Here is a 22,104-nt window from a genome sequence, read left to right as displayed (position 1 = left end):
AGTTAACCTTAACTTAAGTTTTGTTTAAATATAATACGCGACTTAATTTGTGAATAGAGGAACTAAAGAATATGAAAAGAACATATCAACCACATAACACGCCAAGAAAAAGAACGCATGGTTTTAGAATCAGAATGAAAACTAAAAACGGTAGAAAAGTAATTAAAGCTAGAAGAGCTAAAGGTAGAAAGAGATTAGCTGTTTAAGCAAAGACCACCGTCTTAACAATTCTAAAGATTTTAATCGATTATATAAAAGCGGCAAGAAGTGGCATACCCACTCATTTGTCGCTTTTTTTTCTTCTAGCCAAGAGCTAGAAATTGCATTTGTTGCTTCAAAAAAAGTAGGAAATGCAGTAAAAAGGGCAAAAGCTAAAAGAAAACTTAGAGCCTTATGCCTAACTTTTGAAAATAATATTGCAACAGGTAAATATATCTTTGTTGCAAAAGAAAGACTTTTTGAAAAAACTCATAAAGAGTTAGAAAAAGACTTTATTTATGCAATGAAAAAAATGCAACTTTATTCAAAATGAAAACACTTTTTAGATACTTAATCAAATTTTATCAACGATACTTGTCTGTAATTTCATTTGGAAGTTGTAGATATTACCCAACTTGCTCAAATTATGCCCTATGGCAGTTAGAGAATAATTCTTTCTTTAAGGCAATTTATTTTACAATATCACGCGTATTAAAATGCAATCAACTTTTTGCTGGAGGATTTGATTATCCAATTGTAAAGATTGTAAGGCATAATAATATCAATTTTAAAAAAATAAAAGTCAAATATTGGCTAGTGCCAATAGATGGCAAAAAATATCTCATAGTAAAAAATCGGGAGTGGAAAACATATAATGATGAATCAACAAGATAACGGTATGCAAAAAAGAATGTTAATAATGACACTAGTAGTGTTTGTATTTTTTATTGCTTATGAATTTTTAGTATTAAAGCCTCAACAAGAAGAGAAGGCTAAACAAGCACAAATAGCAAAAGAACAGTCACAAAACGCAGCACCTCAGATTACTTCAAATGTAAGTCCAGCGGCACAACCTTCAAGTGAAGATATGAAAAAGTCAATTTCAGCACTTTCTTCAAAAGCAATTGGAGATTCTGAAATAATTTCAACAATTACAACTGCAAAAAATATTATTCAAATTGATAAATTAGGTAGAGTTGCACAAGTTACACTTTTAGAAAAAAAATATAAAGATGAAGAGGGTAACCAAATCAAACTTTTTGAAGCAAATCAATTAAGACCTTTAGAGGTTAGATTTGCAAATGCTGATACAAATGAAAAAGCATTTAAAACTGCTTATGCATCTTCAAGTTCAAAAGTTGATGCTACAGCTACTGAACAAAAACTTACATTAACTCAAAATATAGATGGCTTTATTGTAACAAAAGACTTAACATTTTATCCAGATGGTCATTATGATATAAATGTAAAAACTTCTGAAAAACAACAATTTTTTATTACAAATGGTTTTAGACCAAATGTTTTAGTTGACATGTATGCAGACCATGGTGTATATTTAAAATTAAATGATGGAACTATGAGTTTAACTTCTGATGAAAATCTAGAAAAAGTTGAGTCTCATACAGGAATTAAATTTGTTTCAAACTTTGATAGATATTATGCAACTGTAGCTTATAACTTTGAAAACTCTTTACAAGTTTCATTAATGCCTGATTCTTCAAATAACCCACAAAGTTTTATCCATGCAAATGGTGATATTTCATTTTCAGGATTTATGGGACCTAAAAATTTCAATGATTTAAAAGCTTTAAACCCTGAATTAACAGATGTTATTGAATATGGTTGGTTTACATTTATTGCAAAACCTATGTTTACATTTTTACAGTTCATCCAATCTTATGTTGGAAACTGGGGATGGACAATTGTTATCTTAACTATTCTTATCAAACTTATTTTATATCCATTATCATATAAAGGTATGGTTTCTATGCAGAAGCTAAAAGATTTAGCTCCTAAAATGAAAGAGATTCAAACAAAATATAAAGATGATAAACAAAAACAATCTATGCATATGATGGAACTTTATAAAAAACATGGTGCAAACCCAATGGGTGGTTGTTTACCTTTAATTTTACAAATTCCTGTATTCTTCGCTATCTATAGAGTTTTATTAAACTCAATTGAACTTAAAGGTGCAGAATGGATTTTATGGATTAATGACTTAGCTGAGATGGATCCATATTTTGTATTACCAATTTTAATGGGTGCTTCTATGTATTTACAACAAAAAATCACTCCAAATACTATGCAAGATGAGATGCAAAGAAAGATTTTCCAAATGTTACCAGTTGTATTTACTTTCTTCTTCTTATGGTTCCCTGCTGGACTTACATTATATTGGTTTGTAAACAACGTATTTACTATTTCTCAACAATACTATATCAATAGAATGTTTGAAAAGCAAAGAGCTGCTAAAAAGTAATAGGAGTTTACTATGAAACAATTTGAAGCAAAAACTTTAGAAGAGGTTTATGAATTAGCATCAAATGAATTTGGTTGTTCAATTACTCAGTTAAATATTGATATTGTTCAACAACCAAGTAAGGGGTTTTTAGGTTTTGGTAAAAAAGATGCCATAATTACAGCAACCCCTAAATACAATAATAATAGAAGAAGAGATAAAAAACCTAGAGAACATAAATTCAAGAAAAAAGATATAAAAATTGAAGAGGTCTCTAAGAAAATTGAAGATTCTAATAAAGAGGAACAAAGAAGAGCTGCACAAAAAAGAAGAAGAGATGAAAAGAGAAAAGAGCAGCCAAAACTAAGAGATGTTCCAAACGTTGAATCAAAAGAAAAAATCTTTGACAATTTTTATGGTGAAGATGCTTCTAAAAATGAAATTGCAAAAATTGTTGTAAAAAAAGATAAACAAGATATTCTTAATGAAGTTGATGCAGGTTTAAAATCTTTATTTGAAGATACTTGTTATGGTATTGAGAATATTAAAGTAGAGTTTTATGATGAAGATACTTTATATATCGAATTTACTGGAGACGATTCTGCTTTATTAATAGGTAAAGAGGGTTATAGATACAAAGCACTTTCATATATTTTATTTAATTGGATTAATGAAAAATATGGTCTTATGTTAAGACTTGAAGTTGCAGAGTTCTTGAAAAATCAAGAAACTGCAATTTACGCTTATTTAGAGCCAGTAATTGAAACAATAAAAGAAAAAGGTTCTTTTAAAACTAAACCCCTTGATGGTATTTTAGTTCATATTGCTTTAAAAAAATTAAGAGATGAATTCCCTGAAAAATATGTTGCAGTTAAGACAAATATTAGGGGAGACAAATACGTACTTGTAAATGAATACAAGTCAAAAGAGCAATAAAATTGCTTAATGATGAAACAATAGTTGCCATTGCTACAGCAAATGGTATTGGTTCAATCTCAATTATTAGAGTTAGTGGTAAAGATGCTTTACCTATAGCTCTAAAACTTTCAAAAAAAACTGACTTAAAACCACGTCTTGCTACACTTTCTTCAATTTATAATTCAAATGATGAAGTTATTGACGAAGCACTTTTAATATATTTTAAAAATCCATTTTCATTTACTGGCGAAGATATTGTTGAGTTCCAATGTCATGGTGGTATCGCTATTTCAAATATTATTATGAGTGAAGTTATTAAACTTGGAGCAAGGGTTGCACAGCCTGGTGAGTTTTCAAAAAGAGCTTTTCTAAATGGCAAAATAGATTTAACAAAAGCAGAAGCAATTGCAAAGATAATAGAAGCAAGAAGTGAAGATGCTGTTAAATTATTGGCAAAACAATTAAAGGGTGAATTAACAAATTTTGTTAATGATATTAGAGAAGATTTACTTTTCATGTTAGCCTATACAGAAGTTAATATCGATTATGCAGAAGAGGATTTACCTAGTGATATTTATGAACAAATTGAAAACAAATTAAATAAAATAAAAACTAAATTATCTGATACTTTAGAAGCTAGTAAAAGAAGAGAAGGTTTAATAGAAGGTTTTAAAGTTGCAATTGTTGGAAAACCAAATGTTGGAAAATCTTCACTTTTAAATAAATTGTTAAATTTTGATAGAGCAATTATCTCAGATATTGCAGGAACTACAAGAGATACAATTGAAGAGTCTGTTAAAGTTGGTACTCATATAATAAAAATTGTTGATACAGCAGGTATTAGAGATGCTTCAGATGTTATTGAAAAAATAGGTATAGAAAAATCTATTGAAGCAGTAAATGAAGCTGATATTGTTATAGCACTTTTTGATAATAGTAAAACTTGTGATAATGAAGATGAAAAGATTTTAACATTACTTGAGGAAAACTCACACAAAGAGATAATCAAAGTACTTAATAAATCAGACTTAGACAATGAGTTTGATAAGTCTAAATTAGAAGATGAGTTTATTGAACTTAGTACAAAAGAGACAATTAATCCTTTAGTGTATAAATTGGAATCATTACTTGATTCAAATACCCATAGTGATGATATGACACTAATCTCAAAAAGACAAGTTGATTCAGTTGAACAAACCTTGTATCATATAAATGAATCAACAATGCCTTTAACAACTGGTGAATTAGAGTTTTTTGCTTATCATATTAAAGAAGCTTTAGAACATATCTCTAATATTACAAGACCATATGAGAATGACCAGATGTTAGATGTTATGTTTGGTGCATTCTGCCTAGGAAAATGATTTTTTCTTTAATATTAACAAAAATAAATATCTCTATTTAAAATTAGCTTTTATATATTTTATTAGACAACTTGTTCTGTTGCAAAATCAACACTAGTAACAAGTCCAGCTTCTCCATTTTCTTTTAGATAAAAACTAGATTGCTTTAGTTGGGCATAGTTTTCATTAATTCCACTTGCATAAGTATATGCTGAATCAGCTGCAGCTAAATATATAGCTCCAATTCCTGCTTGTCCTAGTGTAATTAAAGAATCTTCCCCTTCTTCATTTTTTTCCCAAACTAGTAGGTCATTAAATACTGAATCATTTTCATCAATCCAAGAGTTTCCATCTTCATCGTATTGGCTTAATTCTCCAAACCCATCACCACTATTTGCACCAAATAATTCATTTCCATTATCAATCTTCCCATTGTTATCTTTATCAAGTGCTAAAAATCCAGCACCCTTTTTTAGTTCAGGTATTAATTCATTTTCTCCATCACTATTTAAATCAAATTCAAATCTCATTTTTGGACTTATATTGTCATATGATGTTAAATTCCCATCATAATTTATAATTAAAGGATCCATAAAAACAGTCTCTCTTGAGGTATATGAAGACTCATGAACTTCTGCAAATTTTTGTGAAAAGGATAGATCTAAATCAATATGAATTTCACCTCTATTTGTTTTTACTAAAGCTTTTGTATTAAACTCTATATTACTTTCTTGATAATACTCTCTTGTAAGTTTAAAGTTTGTTTCTTTTGTTTGTAGTAAAGTTATTGGGGCAGTGTTTAAGTCCTCTTTTGTAGGTTTAATAGTAAAGTCTTCTTTTTTTATGACTTTACCTAAAAATAGTTCTAAAATCATTTTTTTCATTTTATCTAGGTGGCTTAATTGTTTTTCATTTGAGACTAAAATTTTTTCAAGTTCATTGGTTTGAACTTTTACAAAATCTTGCTTAATATTTAACTCTTTCATATCTATATTTTGATTTATTAATTGGCTTGAAAACTCTGTTGATGATTTCATTTCAAAGTTAAAACTTGTTCTTGCGCCCATCATAATTTCTGATGATTCAATTTTCATAACAAACCCCTTTTTGTAGATTAAACTATATTCTATAACAACTAATATAAATTAAAATTTAACAAAAAAGATTATTTTTATATTCTATTTAAGCCTTTAAATCTTTTGTAAACTCTATATATTGGCTACTTTGACTTGAATAACTTGCTTGATAAGTGTATCCATTTTCATTTGCTTTAAAACTCATTTGACTAGATTGACTATAAGAATTTGCTAAAAATACTCCAAACCCATCTTTTTGAGCTGCAATTATGTTCATTTCATCTTTAGAGTTTTTTTGCCAAATTTCAAAATTATCTAAAGTGGTTTTATCCAAAAACATTTTATTTTTTTGACTTAGAAGTTTTTTTAATTGTTCAAATATATCGACCTTTTCATTTTTTTCCTCTTTATATGGAGCAAAAATAAAGTTTAATTGTTTTAGTTCTTTTAATGAATCATCATCCCTCTCAAATTCAATCTCAAATGGATTTTTAAATTGATCTTGAATTATTGCTATTTGGGTTTCATTTTTTTCATAGTATTCTTGAGTAAAAGAGAGTTTTAATTCAATATTATATTCTCCAGAAGGAGTTTTAATTGTAGCACTTGCATCAAATTCAAAAGATATTTTTTCATAATACTCATTTTGTTCACCATAATAAAATGTTGAAGGGATATTGTTTTCATATGGAGAGTTAGAACTATTTGAAGAATTATTACCATTTGGAAATAATGAATACTCCCCTTGATTTTGATTAAACTTAGCTATAATACTTTGTAAAATATTTTTTTGGAAATATTCGCCATTAGTCAAATCATCTTCATTTGCGTAAATTACTGGTAAATTATAGTCATTTATATCTTCATTCTCTAAATCTTTATTTTCAAGTTCTTCATTTTCAACAGCAGATATTTTAGCCTCATATTGAAATTCAGTTCTTTGGTATTGAGTATAGGTGTTAATAGCAGCAAGTGTCATAGTAAATCCTTTATTAAACTATATTTAAGAATTGTATAACTAATTGTATAAAAATATTTTTAAATTATAAAACTAAATGTTAATAGCTTTTTGATATTATGTCATGATGAAAAATAAGCAATATGATTTAATAGTAATTGGTTCAGGTGCAGCTGGTATGATTAGTGCAATTGTTGCTGCAAGGGATGGCAAAAAAGTACTTCTTTGTGAACAGCAAAATAAACTTGGTCCTAAATTAAAAGCCACCGGTGGCGGTAAATGTAACCTTACAAATACACTTTCAAATGAAGAATTTATGAATAGATTTGGTAAAAATGGAAGATTTATGCAAGATGCGTTAAATGACTTTAATTACCAAGACTTAATATCTTTTTTAAATAATATTGGAGTTGAAACCCATATACCTGATGGTTTTAGGGTTTTTCCAATTAGCCATAATTCTGGAACTATTATAAAAGCTTTAGAAGATGAACTTTATAATCAAAATGTTGAAGTTAAAAATAATACAAAAGTTGAAGATTTAATTTGTGAGAATGAAACAATAAAAGGTGTAAAAACTGCTACTGATAATTTTTTTGCCCCAAATGTCATAGTTGCAACAGGTGGGCTAGGTTTTTCTATGCTTGGTGCAAATGGAGACGGATTTGATTTTGCCAAATCATTGGGGCATAAAATCACACAACTTTATCCAGCAATGCTTCCACTTATTACAAAAGAAAAATGGGTAGCAAATTGTAAAGCAGATACAATAGCAAAAGCAATAATAAAAATTGATTTGAAAAAAGCAAAAAATCTAAAAGCAGTTGGAGACTTAATCTTCACTCCAAAGGGAATAAGAGGTCCTGTGGTACTAGATTTTTCTAGAGAAATTACACCTTTTTTAGAAAAATATGGTGAAGTTCCTTTATTAATTAATATGATTAAAGGGATGAATGAAGATGATGTTTTTAAACATATTAAAACTCACCCTGAAAAGAATATTGAGGATGTTTTAACACTTCTCTTACCAAACTCTGTTGTAAAAGAGTTATGTTTATTAGTTGATGCAGATTTAGCAAAGAAATTTAAAGACTTAAATGGTCAAATAAGAGAAAAGCTTGTTAAAATATTAGTAAATACCCCTCTAACAGTTATCGATCATGTTGGTTTTGAAAAAGCTATGATTACAAGGGGTGGAGTAACACTTAAAGAGATAAATCCAAAAACAATGCAAAGTAAAATTATTGATGGGCTTTATTTTTGTGGTGAGGTTATGGATTTAGATGGACCTTGTGGAGGTTATAATCTTCAATGGTCTTTTGCTAGTGGAAACCTTGCAGGGAAACTTTTAAAATAGAGCTAAATTTCTATTAGCTCTATAAATTGTGCATTAGATTTATCAATTGAAGTCCATGAGGAACAATCAAAATCTATTCTAATTGCATTTGCCATTTTTAACTCTTCTTTATATCCTGTAAAACTTATTGCAAGTGCAGTTAATGATGGGTTATGTCCCACAACCATTAGAGTATCAACTGTATCATATGTATATGTTATTGATTCAATGATTTCATTTAAAAAAGCTTGGTAGATTGTTTCATTGTACATTACACTTCTTGGATATTCAATCTCATTAGCTACGATTTCAGCTGTGGTTCTTGCTCTAATAGCAGGACTTGATACAATTAAATCAGGACAAATATTTTTTTCTTTTAATTTTTTGCCAATTTTTTTAGAGTCCTCTTTACCTTTTAAAGTAAGTTCTACATCATAATCATATTGGTCTGGATTTGATTCATCTTTTTGTGCATGTCTTAAAATATATAATGTTTTCATAATACCCATTCAAATAAAAAATTATTATTTAAATTTTAAAGGGTTTTAACTTGAAAATTGATAAAAATAAACTATTATTTTTCTAATTGTTTAAATTTCTTTGGGTATTCATATGAAATTAGTTTTGCATTTGATTTTGTAGCTTCTCTCCAACTTTCACAATCAAATTCTATTTCTAATACAGCACAAGTGGGTAGGTTTTCATTAAAGTCAATTAAATAAAAAGCTAACATATTTAATCCGGGATTATGACCAAATATAAATACATCATCATATTCATCATCAATAAAATTGATAATTTCCAATAAAGTTTTTAATGATGCTTCATAGATATATTCATTGTACAATATCTCTTCTTGGTATGAAACCTTTTCAGCAATTATTTTAGCAGTTTCCCTTGCTCTATAAGCAGGACTTGAGATAATTAAATCCGGTACGATATCTTTTTTTGCAATAATCTTTCCCATAAAAGGAGCATTCTTTTTACCTCTTTTGCTTAAAGGTCTATCGTAATCATCTAGTGATGGGTTTGACCAATCAGATTTTGCATGTCTAATTATAAATAATTTTTTCATTATATCTCTTTATTCTTTGCTATAATATTATAACTAGTTTATTAAAAATTTATTAACTTTATTGTGTTAAAATTTTTAAAATTTATAAAATAAAGGAGACTTATGGAACAAGTAAAAACAGTTTTTTTATTAGCATTACTTACCGTTTTATTTGTCTTTGTTGGTTTTTATGTTGGTGGAACAAATGGTATGTTAATAGCATTTTTAATTGCAGGTGGAATTAATTTTTATGCATATTACTATTCTGATAAACATGTATTAAAACAATATAATGCAACACCAATTGAAGATACAAGACATCCAATTTATCAAATAACATTTAGGTTAGTTCAAAAGGCAGGACTTCCTATGCCAAAAGTTTATTTAATACCTGATCATACTCCAAATGCTTTTGCAACGGGAAGAAATCATGAAAATGCAGCAGTTGCAGTTACGATGGGATTATATGAGATGTTAAATGAAAAAGAGTTAGAGGGGGTTATTGCCCATGAACTTTCCCATGTAAAACATTATGATATTTTAATTGGTACAATAGCAGCTGTTTTTGCAGGTGCAATTGCAATGCTTGCAAATATTTTACAGTTTGGTGCAATGTTTGGAGGAAATAATAGACAAGGTGGAAATCCTATTATTATGATTATTATGGCAATAATTTTACCTTTAGCTGCATCAGTAATTCAAATGAGTGTTAGTAGAAGTAGGGAATTTATGGCTGATGAAGGAGCTGCAAGATTAACAGGAAATCCTGCTGGATTGCAAAGTGCTTTATCAAAACTTGAAAATTATGCAAGGCGTGGACATCAAATACATAATGCCACAGAAGAAACTGCTCATATGTTTATAGTTAATCCATTTTCAGGAATGAAATCATCTTTTGGAAATCTTTTTAGAACTCATCCAACAACTGAAGATAGAATTGCTAGATTGGAAGAATTAAAGCATGAGTTAGGATAAACAATCAGTTATACTGATTGTTTATTATTGGAATAGGTCTACTATTTTATCTTCAGTTATATCTTCTTGTAAAATTGGATAAATACCTTTAGCTATCAAAGAAATTTTCAAATCATAATCAATATCTTTTAGCATAAAATAGTTAGTTGCATAGTCATATAATACTTCTGGAAGAATATTACATGGTGCCTCTTCATTATTTCCATATGCTGGATTAGTAATACAATTTGAAGATTTTAATTTATAATCTTTAATAAAATAGATCCAAATATATTTTGCATCTGCATTTGAATATTCAAGTTTCGTATTGCTATTTGAACAAATTGCAACATGAAATTCATTTTTAATCTCATGAACTTTTATATTACTTCCCGTAATTAAAGCTAAAGAGATTTTTTTTCTAGCACTTTTTATAATTCTAGCAAATGTAGCTCTAGATACATTCATTTTTTTTGCTGCATCCTCTTGATACATACAAAATGAGTCCATAAGATGGATAGCTTCAAGCTCCTCATGTAATAAAATTACATCTTGTTTTGCTTGGATATCTTTAGGTCCAAAGTACTTTGATACGGGCTTTAATTCTAACTTTCTTTCAAGTTTTTCTCTTGCCATTTATAACCTTAAAATTGATATATTAAAATTTTAACACAAATTAGTTGAATTATACTTGACATATGTTCAGAAAATTGATACAATTCTGACATATGTTCATTTAAGCAGTTATTAGTTTGACTTAATAATTACTTAATATATAATTATACAATATAAAACATGTGATCTTCTCTCTACGGTAACCAAAATGGTTCCCGATATTGTACAAATTGTATATAAATATAAGCTTTAATAGAATGTATTTCAAACATCAGTTTGGTTAGGATTAAAATACATAATTGTCTTTTCCCTAGTCATTACTTTTTTCACTCGTCCTAGCGACTGATGTTTCAATTTCTTTTTTAAATGCATTGAATTTAATAATCTAATCTAAGGAGTTTAAATGCTTAGAGTAGTCTTCCCAACAAATCAAAAAATGAGTTATTTATCTGTTCTTGAAAGTAATTTTGAAGAATCAGAATATTTAACAGTTTTAGATTTAAATGGACAGAATATTTCAGATGTTCAGATTATCAAAAACCCACATCCTAACTCAGCTTTCGAGATTGTAAACGAATGTAAACAGGAAAGATTTGGAGTTTTAATTCTTCCAGAAAATGAAGAGTTGCCTTTATCAGAACTAAAAAAAAGTGGTGTTTCTGTATTCCTTACAGATTCTAAAAAAACAGTACTTGATACTTATAGTGATTTTATTAACGATAAATTACATAAATTAAGTTAAAAAAAAAGCGGAGATAAACTCCGCTTATATCCTTTCAACTTGACCAAAGTAAAGGACAAATGAATATTACAAAAATTTACTTTAACTAATTATAAATTTTTTTGATATTATCTATTTTACTACTTAAGTTTAATAAAGCCATATCCGCTAAAACTAAAGCCATCATTGATTCTGCTACAACACTTCCTCTAATAGCAACGCAAGGATCGTGTCTACCTTTTAACTCACAATCAACTTCATTATTATTAATATCAATAGTTTCTTGTTTAATAAAGATTGAAGGTGTAGGTTTAAAATAAATTTTTACATTGATATCGTCACCATTTGAGATACCACCTAACATACCCCCACTATGATTTGATTTAAAACCTGTACTTCTAATCTCATCATTATTATCTTGACCTTTCAAAGAAACAGATTCAATACCATCACCTATCTCTACGCCTTTTACAGCATTGATTCCCATCATTGCATTTGCAATTTGTGAATCAAGTTTATAGTAAAGGGGCTCACCAAGACCAATTGGACAGTTCTTTACATTTACTAGGGCAACTCCACCAACTGAGTTATGCTCTTTTTTTGCATTTAAAATAGCTTCTTTTTGGAAATCCTCTTTTGATTTATCTAGGGCAAATATTTCTGAAGTTTTAGCATATTCAAAATCAAAAGAACTTCCTTTAATTCCATCAATTTCACAAATACCACTTTGTATTTGCACATTGATTTCATTAAGCATCAGTTTTGCAATAGCTCCAGCTGCTACTCTAGCTGCTGTTTCTCTAGCACTAGATCTTCCACCACCTCTATAGTCTCTAATTCCATATTTATGAAAATAAGTGAAATCAGCATGTCCAGGTCTAAATAAATCTTTTACATTTGAGTAATCTTTACTTTTTTGATTTTCATTAAAAATTACCATTGAGATTGGAGTTCCAGTTGTTACACCTTCAAATACTCCACTTAAAATCTCAACTTTATCACCTTCTTTTCTAGCTGTTGCATATGCATTTTGTCCAGGTTTTCTTCTATCCATCTCATTTTGAATAAAAGATTCATCTATTTTTATTCCAGCAGGAACTCCATCAACAACACAACCTAAAGCTTTACCGTGACTTTCTCCAAATGTTGTAAATCTAAACTTTTGTCCAAATGTATTCATTTTTTATTACTCTTTTTATTTCTTTAATTTTTCAATTGCTATTTTTGCAACAGCTTGTTGTGCAAGTTTTTTACTTTTACCAATAGCTTTTCCATATGATTTTCCATCTATCCAAATTGATACTTCAAACTCTTTTTTATGGTCAGGTCCATATGAACCTTCAATTTTATATTCAGGAATTGACCCAAATTCTGCTTGCGTTATCTCCTGTAAGGCAGTTTTGTAATCACTAAATAAAACATCAAGATTGATTTTATCATATGAGTTTTCTAATAAGTTTAAAATAATTGGTTTAAGTGTTTCTAAACCCGACTCTAAATATATAGCACCCATAATTGCTTCAAATGCATCTGATAAAATAGAAGCTTTACTTCTACCTTTATTTCTCTCTTCAGCATTTGAAATATAAATATAATCTCCAAGTTTAATATCATTTGCAAGTTTTGTGAAACCTGTTTCATTAACTAAACTAGCTCTTATTTTTGATAAATCACCTTCATTTGATTTTGGAAATTTTTTAAAAAGGTATTCCCCAACAATTAAGTTTAAAACGGCATCCCCTAAAAACTCAAGTCTTTCATTGTTATAAGGTTTTTTATAACTTTTATGCGTAAGTGCTTCGATTATCAGATCTTTATTTTTAAACTGATAAGCCAAACACTTTTCTAATTTTGAATAATCATCCATTAATTTATTCTCCCTTTAAATTTTCTGCTTGTGAGCGTGCAAGTATATCACATCTTTCATTATGTTCATGCCCAGCATGACCTTTTACCCAAGTAGCATTGATTTTATGCATACTACTAACTTCTACATATTCCTGCCAAAGTTCTACATTTTTAACAGGTTTTTTTGATGCAGTTTTCCAATTATTTTTAATCCAAGAATTAAGCCATTCATTTATCCCTTTTACAACATATGTTGAATCAGAGATAATATTTACAACACAAGGTTCTTTTAAAGCTTTTAAACCTTCAATTACACCTTTTAATTCCATTTGATTATTTGTTGTATTTTCACATGCACCAGAGAGTTCCTTCTCTTTCCCTTTGTATTCTAAAATAGTTCCCCAGCCACCAGGTCCTGGATTTCCTAAAGATGAACCATCACTGTAGAGATTGATTTCTTTCAACTAAGTCCTTTACTATATTATGTTTTACTCCAAAACTTAAAATTGAGTGACAGTGTGGGCATCTTGTATCAAACATAGGATGTATTTGTTTACATGAACTACAAATAAATTCAAAATCAACTGTAGCTGGAATTTTATGTTCATGTTTATTTAAAGCAATTAAAATATCAAATACAAAGTCATTACTATGGTCTAGTGTATCTAAGTATCCTTTTGCATTGTAAAGTTCATTTAAAAAATCATTTTTTGAAACTTTTTCAAAATCAATATCATCAAAATTTAAATACCACATTAAATCGGTGAATTTTTTTGGTTCAAATTCCTCTAAGTGTTTCCAAAAAAACTCTTTATTGTATCTTAGAAAAAAGTTTGCAACAAGTCTTTGCACTTCATTGTTTTCTTTAAAAATCTTATAAAGTTTTTCACCTTTTTTTTCAAAAGATTCTAATGGATCATTTATTATGCTAAGTGTTTCAATAAAAACTTTATCTTTTTTTGTATCTTCACCAATCTCATCTAAGCACTCGATTACCTCTTTTGCTTTCTCATACTCTTTTAACTTTTCATTAATAATAAGTAGATGGTGGAGAGCTTTTTTATTTCTAGGAGAAAATTTTAAAATTCTTAAAAATATATCCCTTGATCTTTGCATAAAACCACTTTTAAAATATGTTGTTCCAAGTAGTTCTAATAATTCCTCTTTTTTTACTCTATCTGTAACAATCTCTAAAAGTGATAAATAAACTGATATAGCTTTGTTGTAATTACCTTTTTGTAAGAAAGTTGAAGCTAAAAGAATAATTGAATCAAAGGGAAGGTTATAAGTTTTATATAGGTGTACATAATCCTCTTCTTTTAATTTCCCAATTTCAAATCTTCTTAAAAGTTTTTTATAATCTTTTCTAGCCTTTTTCTCTTTATAAACAGAAAAAGAGTGAGTTAAGAAAGATATTGCAAAAATAAGTGCAAAAAGTACTACAACACCAAATAATGGATCTCTATATTCTAAGAGTATACTGTCCAAGAAAAACCTCATTTTAAATTTAAAAGAATATATCATAAAAGGGCATATAAAATAATAAAAAGGTATAATTCTTACTATGATTACAAAAGACTCCATAGAAAATTTAAAAAACCACCTTGATATTGTAGATGTTATTTCACAATATGTAGAATTAAAAAAAAGTGGTGCAAACTTTAAAGCTTGTTGCCCCTTTCATGGAGAAGATACTCCCTCTTTTGTTGTAAGCCCTGCAAAACAAATTTACCATTGTTTTGGTTGTGGTGCAGGTGGGAATAATGCCATTAGTTTCGTAATGGAATATGAAAAACTATCTTTTCCTGAAGCAATTGAAAAATTAGCTTCTATGTACAATTTTAATTTAAGTTATGACGAAACAAATCAGAAAAAACAAGATTTAAAAGTATTAGAAGAGGTTAATAAATTTTATCAAAAACTTTTTGTTAACAACACTATTGCAAAAGAATATATTAAAAAAAGAGGAATCTCAGAGTTTTCAATAGAAAAATTTGAAATAGGATATGCTCCAAGTTCAAGCGATACAATTAATTTTTTAAAAAACAATTATTTTAACCTTGCAGATGCAAAAGAATTGGGTGTAATTGATACAGGACAAAATGGCTTATATTCTAGATTTATTGAACGAATCACTTTCCCTATATATTCACAAAGTGGAAAAATAGTTGGTTTTGGTGGTAGAACAATTACAGGACATAATGCTAAATATGTAAATTCACCCCAAACAAAAATATTTAATAAATCAAAACTACTTTATGGGTATAACCTTGCAAAAGAGCATATATATAAAAGAAATAGAATTATTGTAACAGAAGGTTATTTAGATGTAATTATGCTACATCAAGCAGGTTTTACAACTGCTGTAGCTACACTTGGTACAGCATTGACTAAAGAACATTTACCCTTAATTAGAAGGGGAGAGCCAAGAGTTATTCTTGCTTATGATGGTGATAAAGCTGGTTTGAATGCAGCTTTTAAAGCTTCAGTTATGCTTTCTCAAGGAGATTTTGAAGGTGGTGTTGTTATCTTTGGTGAAGGTAAAGATCCTGCTGATATGGTAAATGATGGAAAAATTGAAGAGTTAAATAAAATATTTGATAATCCAAAACCATTTATTCCTTTTGCAATAGATTACATAATTTCAAAATATGATATAAATGATCCAAGTTCTAAACAAAAAGCACTTTTAGAAGCAAACGATTATTTAAAATCATTGGGGATAATTTATCAAGATGAATATAAAAGATATTTAGCCCAAAGATTAAATGTACGGGAAACTTTAATAAAAACTACAACTGATAATGTAAGACCTACAGAAGTTAACTTAACAAAAATAGATATTGCCGAATTATGTATAATAAAAACAATTTTAGAAAAACCAAGTAGATTAGATAAGGTTTTAGATTTAGTTGACGCTTCTATGTTTGAGTATCATAGAAATGAATTTGAATTATTAATTACAGATATTAAAAATCAAAGTTTTAATGGGATTTTATTAAATGATAAATTAGAAGTTTATGATGATGAAAGATTAAATAGTGAATTATTAGTATTATTACTGAAATTTTATACAAATAAATTAAGAAGTGTTCAATATGATCAGACTTTAGCTTTTAGGGAAAAAGCAACAATGTTGAGAAAAATTAAAGATAATATATATCAATTAAAATTAGGTAAATTAGTAAGTTATAATTTATAATTATTTTTGTAGAATTCAAGCATAAAAAAGAAATCATTAAATTAGGGGTCCCTGAAAAATGGGACATTTTTTAGGGAGAAATAAATGGAATTTTTAGAGAGTAGTAAACTACCAGAGGCAATTGGACCATACTCACAAGCAGTTAGAGCAAATGGATTTATTTATACATCAGCGCAAATACCTTTAACACATGATGGTGATATAGTTGTTAGAGATATTAAAAAACAAACTAGACAAGTATTAGAAAACTTAAAAAACCTACTTGAAGATTCTGGAAGTTCTATGGATAAAGTTATAAAAGTTAATGTACATTTAGAAAATATGGATGATTTTGGTATTGTGAATGTACTATTTGCAGAAGCTTTTGGAGATCATAAACCAGCGAGAACAACTGTTGAAGCAAGAAGATTGCCAATGGGTTCTATGGTAGTTATGGATGCAATTGCATTACCAATAGAATTTAGATAGACTAAAAAAAATCTTAATTGAATTATTGGCTTAAAGAAACTTTAAACTAATATTAGATAATATTTCGTCCCGTTAAAAGTTATAGTAAAAAAGATTGATAAATTAGAGGATTGAAATATGTACGCAATTATTAAGTGTGGTGGTAAGCAGTACAAAGTATCTGAGGGTGATATTTTAGATATAGATTATACTGGTAAAGCTGCTAAAGAAACTTTAGAAATCACTGATGTTTTAGCAATAAACGATGGTGAGTTAAAAACTGGTGATGCTGTATCTACTGCAAAAGTAGAAGCTGAGGTTGTTTTAGATGGAACTGGTGTAAATAGAGATAAAAAAGTTATTATTTACAAAAAAAGAAGAAGAAAAGATTCTAAGTTAAAAAGAGGTTTCAGAAGAAGCTTCACAAAAGTTAGAATTACTAAAATCGCTGCATAAGTTTAAGGAGATAAAGTATGGCTCACAAGAAAGGTCAAGGATCTACTCAGAATAATAGAGATTCAGCTGGAAAAAGACTTGGTGTTAAAAAGTTTGGTGGTGAAACAGTAAGAGCTGGAAATATCATCATTAGACAAAGAGGTACAAAAGTACACTGCGGAGAAAACGTAGGAATTGGAAAAGACCACACTATTTACGCACTAATTGATGGTGTTGTTAAATTTGAAGTAAAAGACAAAGATAGAAAAAAAGTATCTGTATACGCTTCTTAATTTTTCATATAGGTTATAATTTTTAAAAGGGTGTAGTGCTTTTTGCCTACACCCTTTTTTAGTGATTATTAATAATGAAATATTAACTAGATGTTTGATTATTGATAATTTAGGTTTTCTCATAAAGAGAAACATTTTGGCTTCTTAAAATGAAATAAAATTTCACTAAAAAAGAAGTTATATGATTTTGGGTCCCTTGAAAATGGGTACCATTTTAAAGGAATAATTGTGTTTATAGATAGCGTTAAATTTACTGTTTTTTCAGGAAAAGGTGGACAAGGTTGTGCATCATTTAGAAGAGAAAAATTTGTTATTAAAGGTGGTCCTGATGGAGGAGATGGTGGAAAAGGTGGAGATGTTTACTTTCAAGTAGACAACAACACTGATACATTATCTTGGTATAAAGGTAGAGCAGTTTTAAAGGCAAATAATGGAAGACCTGGTGAGGGTAGAAATAAAACTGGTAAATCAGCTGATCCATTAATTTTAGTTGTACCTCCTGGAACTCAAGTTATAGATAATCAAACTGGTGAAGTTTTATTAGACCTTTTAGAAGAGGGACAAAAAGAGTTGTTTCTTGAAGGTGGAAAGGGTGGTTTAGGTAACACTCATTTTAAAAACGCAAGTAATCAAAGACCAACATACTGCCAGCCTGGACTTCCTGGGCAAAGTCTTGAGATTAGACTTGAATTAAAACTTATTGCTGATGTTGGTTTAGTGGGATATCCAAATGTAGGAAAATCTACGTTAATTTCGACTTCGTCAAATGCAAGTCCCGAGATTGCAAACTATGAGTTTACAACTATTACTCCAAAATTAGGTGTTGTTGAAGTTGGTGATTTTAACTCTTTTGTTATGGCTGATATTCCTGGAATTATTGATGGAGCATCAGAAGGAAGAGGATTAGGTTTAGAGTTTTTAAAACATATTGAAAGAACAAAAACTTTACTTTTTATGATAGATATCGCAAACTATAGAACAACAATTGAACAATACCAAGTATTAAAAGAAGAGGTGAAAAAATTCTCAACTGAACTTAGTGGAAGAAATTTTGCTATTGCCTTAACAAAAGTTGATGCATATTACGGAGAAGATTTAGAAGGGGATATTAAAGCTTTTATTGAAGATATTGGACTAGAAGTAAGTTCTTCAAATGAATATGGATTTGATAAATCATTACCATATTATGTTCAAGATTTAACTTTTAATAAATTTGATGAACAAAAACCATTTTTTGTATTACCAATTTCATCAGTAACACACTTAAACACAAATTCAATTAGATTTGCTTTATATGAGCTAATAGGACAAAACAAGTGATAAAAAGATTAGTTATAAAAGTAGGAAGCGCAGTTTTACGAGAAGACAGCGTTTTAGCAGTAGATAGACTTAATAATTTAGTTGATTTAATTGCAAAGCTTAAAAACGAAAAAGGTTATGAGATAATTTTAGTTAGTTCTGGTGCTGTTGCTGCTGGTAATACTGTATTAAATCTTGATAGAATTGAAGTATTAAATAGACAAGTATTAGCTGCAATTGGTCAACCTTTACTAATGAAACATTATAAAAGAAGATTTAGAGAACACAATTTAAAATGTGCACAGATGTTACTTGTAGAAGAGGATTTTGATTCAAGAAAAAGATCTGCAAATGCAAAAGGTGTAATGGAAATACTTTTAAAAAACAATATTATTCCTATTTTAAATGAAAATGATGTAATTGCAAATCAAGAATTATTAATTGGTGATAATGATCAACTTGCAGCTCGAGCAGCTTATTTCTTTGATGCAGATATGTTAGCTATTTTATCTGACATAGATGGATTATATGATAGTAATCCCCATGAAAATCTAAATGCAAAAATGAGAAAAATTGTAGAAAAAATAAAAGAGTACGAATTGGAAATGAAACACACTCCAAATTCTGAATTTGCTACAGGGGGAATAGTTACTAAACTTAAAGCTGCTGATTATGTAATGAAAAGAGGTATCCCTATGTACCTAACTTCAGGATTTGATTTAACAAATGCATATGATTTTTTAGTAGAAGAAAATCATAAAAGTGGAACACTTTTTAAAGCAATAAAAGGATAAAAATGTCTAAAAAAATTTTGTTTATGGGTACACCTGATTATGCAACAAAAATTTTTGAAGAGATTTTAGATAGTTCATATGAGCTTGTTGGACTTTTTACTCAGCCTGATAAACCAGTAGGAAGAAAACAAGTTATTACTCCTCCTCACATTAAACAGTTCTGTTTGGATAAAAATCTTGATATCCCTATTTTTCAACCTGAAAAATTAAGGGGAAATCAAGAGGCAAAAAAACAAATAGAAGCGTTAAATCCAGATTATATAATTGTTGCAGCCTATGGACAAATTTTGCCAAAAGAGATTTTAGATATTGCTCCATGTATAAATCTTCATGCATCTTTATTACCTAAATATAGAGGTGCAAGTCCTATTCAAGAATCGCTGTTAAATGATGATGAATTTACAGGGGTAACTTCAATGTTAATGGAAGAGGGACTTGATTCAGGAGATATTTTAGGTTTACAATATCTTAAAATCACACCAACTATGGATGTTGTTGAAGCTTTTAATAAGTTATCTGATATAGCTGCAAAATTAACAATAACTACATTAGATAACTTTGAAAATATAAATCCATTAAAACAAAATGAATCGGAAGTTAGTTTTTGTAAAAAAATAAAAAAAGAAGATGGTGAAGTTGATTTTATAAGTGCAAAAAAACTTCATTTAAAGTACAAAGCTTATTCTTTTTGGCCAGGTGTTTTTTTGAATTCAGGTTTAAAAATAAAAGATATTACACTAATTGAAAACTCTTCTTTAAACAAAGAGGGTGAAATTTTAGATATTAAAAAAGATTCTATTTTAGTATCTTGTAAAAAAGGATCTATAGAAATTAAAACCATCCAAGCTCCTTCAAAAAAAGCTGTTAATGCTACAGACTATATAAGAGGTAAAAGATTAGAAATTGGTGACATTTTAAAATAATCTTGTTATAATGAAAACAAATTATTTTAAGTGAAAAAATGGAAGAAGAAATTTCTGATATATATGATCCCAATCTTTTTAAACTAAACGATTTTGATGTTTTATTGCAAAAAATATTAAAACATGCAAGATCTGTGTTAAATGCTGAAGCTGGAAGTATATATATAACAGAAGGCGATTTCTTATCTTTTAATGTTTTTCAAAATGATGCAATGTCATATGAAAATATCTATAGACAATTTTATTCTTTAAAAGATGTTAAACTCTCATTAAGTGAACAAGAAAAATATTTAGCGGTAAAATCATTTATTTTAGATAAAACTATAGCCATTGATGATGTGTATGAAGTTGAAGAGTTCGATTTCTTGGGTGTTAAAGAGTTTGATAAACGATTTAATTATAGAACAAAATCAATTATTACCACTCCTATTGTTCATCCTATAGAAAATAAAAAGTTAGGAGTTTTACAACTTCTAAATAAATCTGAAAATGATAAGCTTGTACCTTTTACTGATAAAGATAAAGAGGTTATTTCAATGGTTAGCTCTTTTATTGCATTATCAATTTCAAAAGCACAAGATGATATTGAAAAATTAAAAATGTTAAATGAAGAACTTGAAGTAGCTAATAAATTATTAGAAAAAAGAATTCAAAAAGAAGTAATTGAAAGTGAAAAAAAATCTGCAATTATTTATCACCAAAGTAAATTAGCATTTGTAGGAGAAATGATTGGAAATATTGCCCATCAATGGAGGCAACCTTTAAGTGCTATTAGTACAATTGCAAGTGGGTTAAGTCTTCATATTGAAATGGGTATTTACAATAAAAAAAATGCAAAAAATAGTTTAGACAATATTGTTAAAACTACAAAACATCTATCTCAAACAATTGATGATTTTAGAGATTTTTATAAAAAAGATAAATCTAAAAACTTTTTTAATTTAAGAAAAAATATTGAACAAAGCCTTTCCATTGTTGAGGCTTCATTATTAAGTGAATATATTGAAGTTGTAAAAGATTTTGATGATTCTTTAAAAATTTATGGATATGAAAATGAGATGAAACAAGCTTTTTTAAATATTATTCAAAATTCTAACGATGCTTTAGTAAGAAATATTTCAAAAGATAAAAAAAGATATATATTTATATCTTCTAAAAAAGTTGATGAAAAAGTTGTTATTGAGATAAAAGATAATGCCTGGGGAATAGATGAAAATATATTACCAAAAATTTTTGAACAAAACTTTACAACAAAAGAGAGTGATGGTGGAACAGGTATAGGTCTTTATATGACAAGAAAGATTATCGAAGAGAATATGCATGGTACGATTAAAGTATCAAATAGTGAATATATTTACAAAAATAAAAAGTATAAAGGTGCACTTTTTACTATTACTATTTAAGTTAAATATTCATAAATAGTTTATCTATTCTTTTAGATATGTAAG

General features: G+C 28.2%; 26 protein-coding genes. 17 read left to right on the top strand and 9 right to left on the bottom strand.

Annotated elements, in window-relative coordinates; translation table 11 throughout:
- Window positions 1–71 precede the first annotated feature (71 nt).
- The 6 genes from rpmH to mnmE are packed head-to-tail and all read left to right on the top strand — an operon-like array spanning window position 72 to window position 4,722.
- On the top strand, window positions 72–206 hold the full coding sequence (rpmH, locus tag FDK22_RS11600; RefSeq protein ID WP_044417745.1) for a 50S ribosomal protein L34: 135 nt from the start codon (window positions 72–74) through the stop codon (window positions 204–206).
- Complete coding sequence (rnpA, locus tag FDK22_RS15975) at window positions 194–532, top strand: ribonuclease P protein component (protein WP_138153374.1); 339 nt, start codon at window positions 194–196, stop codon at window positions 530–532. The genes rpmH and rnpA overlap by 13 nt, the downstream gene beginning before the upstream one ends.
- Window positions 529–873: a membrane protein insertion efficiency factor YidD gene (gene yidD / locus FDK22_RS11590; protein ID WP_138153139.1), complete on the top strand. Its 345-nt coding sequence runs from the start codon at window positions 529–531 to the stop codon at window positions 871–873. The genes rnpA and yidD overlap by 4 nt, the downstream gene beginning before the upstream one ends.
- Entirely contained in the window at window positions 857–2,461 is a 1,605-nt protein-coding gene (gene yidC / locus FDK22_RS11585) for a membrane protein insertase YidC (protein ID WP_138153373.1), read from the top strand. The genes yidD and yidC overlap by 17 nt, the downstream gene beginning before the upstream one ends.
- 12 nt (window positions 2,462–2,473) lie before the next feature.
- Window positions 2,474–3,376, top strand: coding sequence for a Jag N-terminal domain-containing protein (locus FDK22_RS11580; protein ID WP_138153138.1), 903 nt, complete (start codon window positions 2,474–2,476; stop codon window positions 3,374–3,376).
- Window positions 3,377–3,378: 2 nt separating this feature from the next.
- Window positions 3,379–4,722 carry a tRNA uridine-5-carboxymethylaminomethyl(34) synthesis GTPase MnmE gene (mnmE, locus tag FDK22_RS11575; protein ID WP_138153137.1) on the top strand — a complete coding sequence of 448 codons (1,344 nt, stop codon included), beginning with the start codon at window positions 3,379–3,381 and terminating at the stop codon, window positions 4,720–4,722.
- Between the two features lie 62 nt (window positions 4,723–4,784).
- Here mnmE and FDK22_RS11570 read toward each other — a convergent pair whose 3' ends face one another.
- Complete coding sequence (locus FDK22_RS11570) at window positions 4,785–5,795, bottom strand: hypothetical protein (protein ID WP_138153136.1); 1,011 nt, start codon at window positions 5,793–5,795, stop codon at window positions 4,785–4,787.
- A gap of 88 nt (window positions 5,796–5,883) precedes the next feature.
- The gene (locus FDK22_RS11565) at window positions 5,884–6,756 is read right to left on the bottom strand and encodes a hypothetical protein (RefSeq protein ID WP_138153135.1); all 873 of its coding nucleotides are present in this window, start codon (window positions 6,754–6,756) and stop codon (window positions 5,884–5,886) included.
- 106 nt (window positions 6,757–6,862) lie between these two features.
- On the opposite strand from FDK22_RS11565, the gene FDK22_RS11560 reads away from it, so the two are divergent.
- Window positions 6,863–8,092, top strand: coding sequence for a BaiN/RdsA family NAD(P)/FAD-dependent oxidoreductase (locus FDK22_RS11560; RefSeq protein ID WP_138153134.1), 1,230 nt, complete (start codon window positions 6,863–6,865; stop codon window positions 8,090–8,092).
- Window positions 8,093–8,094: 2 nt separating this feature from the next.
- On the opposite strand, the gene FDK22_RS11555 is transcribed toward FDK22_RS11560, so the two are convergent.
- Both FDK22_RS11555 and FDK22_RS11550 read right to left on the bottom strand, forming a co-directional pair.
- Complete coding sequence (locus FDK22_RS11555) at window positions 8,095–8,571, bottom strand: SixA phosphatase family protein (protein WP_138153133.1); 477 nt, start codon at window positions 8,569–8,571, stop codon at window positions 8,095–8,097.
- Window positions 8,572–8,645: 74 nt separating this feature from the next.
- Window positions 8,646–9,146: a SixA phosphatase family protein gene (locus FDK22_RS11550; RefSeq protein ID WP_138153132.1), complete on the bottom strand. Its 501-nt coding sequence runs from the start codon at window positions 9,144–9,146 to the stop codon at window positions 8,646–8,648.
- 102 nt (window positions 9,147–9,248) lie between these two features.
- Here FDK22_RS11550 and htpX point away from each other — a divergent pair, with 102 nt between their 5' ends.
- Complete coding sequence (gene htpX, locus FDK22_RS11545; protein ID WP_138153131.1) at window positions 9,249–10,100, top strand: zinc metalloprotease HtpX; 852 nt, start codon at window positions 9,249–9,251, stop codon at window positions 10,098–10,100.
- A 24-nt stretch (window positions 10,101–10,124) separates the two neighbouring features.
- On the opposite strand, the gene FDK22_RS11540 is transcribed toward htpX, so the two are convergent.
- Window positions 10,125–10,715, bottom strand: a complete 591-nt coding sequence (locus tag FDK22_RS11540) for a DUF134 domain-containing protein (RefSeq protein WP_138153130.1) — start codon at window positions 10,713–10,715, stop codon at window positions 10,125–10,127.
- Window positions 10,716–11,097: 382 nt separating this feature from the next.
- Here FDK22_RS11540 and FDK22_RS11535 point away from each other — a divergent pair, with 382 nt between their 5' ends.
- On the top strand, window positions 11,098–11,436 hold the full coding sequence (locus tag FDK22_RS11535) for a hypothetical protein (RefSeq protein WP_138153129.1): 339 nt from the start codon (window positions 11,098–11,100) through the stop codon (window positions 11,434–11,436).
- 85 nt (window positions 11,437–11,521) lie between these two features.
- On the opposite strand, the gene aroC is transcribed toward FDK22_RS11535, so the two are convergent.
- From aroC to FDK22_RS11515, 4 genes are read right to left on the bottom strand one after another with little or no spacing between them, the layout of a single operon-like run.
- Entirely contained in the window at window positions 11,522–12,595 is a 1,074-nt protein-coding gene (gene aroC / locus FDK22_RS11530; protein ID WP_138153128.1) for a chorismate synthase, read from the bottom strand.
- A 15-nt stretch (window positions 12,596–12,610) separates the two neighbouring features.
- A complete protein-coding gene (gene rnc / locus FDK22_RS11525; protein ID WP_138153127.1) occupies window positions 12,611–13,282 on the bottom strand; it encodes a ribonuclease III in 672 nt (223 codons plus the stop codon).
- A 4-nt stretch (window positions 13,283–13,286) separates the two neighbouring features.
- The gene (gene rnhA, locus FDK22_RS11520; protein WP_138153126.1) at window positions 13,287–13,727 is read right to left on the bottom strand and encodes a ribonuclease HI; all 441 of its coding nucleotides are present in this window, start codon (window positions 13,725–13,727) and stop codon (window positions 13,287–13,289) included.
- On the bottom strand, window positions 13,702–14,751 hold the full coding sequence (locus tag FDK22_RS11515; protein WP_138153125.1) for a tetratricopeptide repeat protein: 1,050 nt from the start codon (window positions 14,749–14,751) through the stop codon (window positions 13,702–13,704). The genes rnhA and FDK22_RS11515 overlap by 26 nt, the downstream gene beginning before the upstream one ends.
- A gap of 76 nt (window positions 14,752–14,827) precedes the next feature.
- On the opposite strand from FDK22_RS11515, the gene dnaG reads away from it, so the two are divergent.
- From dnaG to FDK22_RS11475, 8 genes are all read left to right on the top strand, one after another.
- Window positions 14,828–16,465, top strand: a complete 1,638-nt coding sequence (dnaG, locus tag FDK22_RS11510; protein WP_138153124.1) for a DNA primase — start codon at window positions 14,828–14,830, stop codon at window positions 16,463–16,465.
- Between the two features lie 84 nt (window positions 16,466–16,549).
- Window positions 16,550–16,933, top strand: coding sequence for a Rid family detoxifying hydrolase (locus tag FDK22_RS11505; protein ID WP_138153123.1), 384 nt, complete (start codon window positions 16,550–16,552; stop codon window positions 16,931–16,933).
- 117 nt (window positions 16,934–17,050) lie between these two features.
- Complete coding sequence (gene rplU, locus FDK22_RS11500) at window positions 17,051–17,368, top strand: 50S ribosomal protein L21 (protein ID WP_138153122.1); 318 nt, start codon at window positions 17,051–17,053, stop codon at window positions 17,366–17,368.
- Between the two features lie 17 nt (window positions 17,369–17,385).
- A complete protein-coding gene (gene rpmA, locus FDK22_RS11495) occupies window positions 17,386–17,640 on the top strand; it encodes a 50S ribosomal protein L27 (protein WP_138153121.1) in 255 nt (84 codons plus the stop codon).
- Window positions 17,641–17,868: 228 nt separating this feature from the next.
- Entirely contained in the window at window positions 17,869–18,960 is a 1,092-nt protein-coding gene (gene obgE / locus FDK22_RS11490; RefSeq protein ID WP_138153120.1) for a GTPase ObgE, read from the top strand.
- A complete protein-coding gene (proB, locus tag FDK22_RS11485; protein WP_138153372.1) occupies window positions 18,960–19,733 on the top strand; it encodes a glutamate 5-kinase in 774 nt (257 codons plus the stop codon). The genes obgE and proB overlap by 1 nt, the downstream gene beginning before the upstream one ends.
- A 2-nt stretch (window positions 19,734–19,735) precedes the next feature.
- Window positions 19,736–20,656, top strand: coding sequence for a methionyl-tRNA formyltransferase (gene fmt / locus FDK22_RS11480; RefSeq protein ID WP_138153119.1), 921 nt, complete (start codon window positions 19,736–19,738; stop codon window positions 20,654–20,656).
- Window positions 20,657–20,694: 38 nt separating this feature from the next.
- Complete coding sequence (locus FDK22_RS11475) at window positions 20,695–22,059, top strand: GAF domain-containing sensor histidine kinase (protein ID WP_138153118.1); 1,365 nt, start codon at window positions 20,695–20,697, stop codon at window positions 22,057–22,059.
- Window positions 22,060–22,104 lie beyond the last annotated feature (45 nt).

The sequence above is a fragment of the Arcobacter arenosus genome (genome assembly GCF_005771535.1).
GTDB classification, from domain to species: domain Bacteria; phylum Campylobacterota; class Campylobacteria; order Campylobacterales; family Arcobacteraceae; genus Halarcobacter; species Halarcobacter arenosus.
The sequence above is the reverse complement of the archived record's forward strand: the minus strand, read 5'-3'. Positions and strand labels throughout refer to the sequence as shown.

Coding starts and splice junctions, on each gene's coding strand:
- rpmH (WP_044417745.1), top strand. CDS start 72: ATGAAAAGAACATATCAACCACATAACACGCCAAGAAAAAGAACGCAT.
- FDK22_RS11570 (WP_138153136.1), bottom strand. CDS start 5,795: ATGAAAATTGAATCATCAGAAATTATGATGGGCGCAAGAACAAGTTTT.
- FDK22_RS11555 (WP_138153133.1), bottom strand. CDS start 8,571: ATGAAAACATTATATATTTTAAGACATGCACAAAAAGATGAATCAAAT.
- aroC (WP_138153128.1), bottom strand. CDS start 12,595: ATGAATACATTTGGACAAAAGTTTAGATTTACAACATTTGGAGAAAGT.
- rnc (WP_138153127.1), bottom strand. CDS start 13,282: ATGGATGATTATTCAAAATTAGAAAAGTGTTTGGCTTATCAGTTTAAA.
- FDK22_RS11565 (WP_138153135.1), bottom strand. CDS start 6,756: ATGACACTTGCTGCTATTAACACCTATACTCAATACCAAAGAACTGAA.
- yidD (WP_138153139.1), top strand. CDS start 529: ATGAAAACACTTTTTAGATACTTAATCAAATTTTATCAACGATACTTG.
- rplU (WP_138153122.1), top strand. CDS start 17,051: ATGTACGCAATTATTAAGTGTGGTGGTAAGCAGTACAAAGTATCTGAG.
- FDK22_RS11475 (WP_138153118.1), top strand. CDS start 20,695: ATGGAAGAAGAAATTTCTGATATATATGATCCCAATCTTTTTAAACTA.
- dnaG (WP_138153124.1), top strand. CDS start 14,828: ATGATTACAAAAGACTCCATAGAAAATTTAAAAAACCACCTTGATATT.
- FDK22_RS11560 (WP_138153134.1), top strand. CDS start 6,863: ATGAAAAATAAGCAATATGATTTAATAGTAATTGGTTCAGGTGCAGCT.
- fmt (WP_138153119.1), top strand. CDS start 19,736: ATGTCTAAAAAAATTTTGTTTATGGGTACACCTGATTATGCAACAAAA.
- yidC (WP_138153373.1), top strand. CDS start 857: ATGAATCAACAAGATAACGGTATGCAAAAAAGAATGTTAATAATGACA.
- FDK22_RS11535 (WP_138153129.1), top strand. CDS start 11,098: ATGCTTAGAGTAGTCTTCCCAACAAATCAAAAAATGAGTTATTTATCT.
- rpmA (WP_138153121.1), top strand. CDS start 17,386: ATGGCTCACAAGAAAGGTCAAGGATCTACTCAGAATAATAGAGATTCA.
- FDK22_RS11540 (WP_138153130.1), bottom strand. CDS start 10,715: ATGGCAAGAGAAAAACTTGAAAGAAAGTTAGAATTAAAGCCCGTATCA.
- FDK22_RS11580 (WP_138153138.1), top strand. CDS start 2,474: ATGAAACAATTTGAAGCAAAAACTTTAGAAGAGGTTTATGAATTAGCA.
- htpX (WP_138153131.1), top strand. CDS start 9,249: ATGGAACAAGTAAAAACAGTTTTTTTATTAGCATTACTTACCGTTTTA.
- FDK22_RS11550 (WP_138153132.1), bottom strand. CDS start 9,146: ATGAAAAAATTATTTATAATTAGACATGCAAAATCTGATTGGTCAAAC.
- FDK22_RS11505 (WP_138153123.1), top strand. CDS start 16,550: ATGGAATTTTTAGAGAGTAGTAAACTACCAGAGGCAATTGGACCATAC.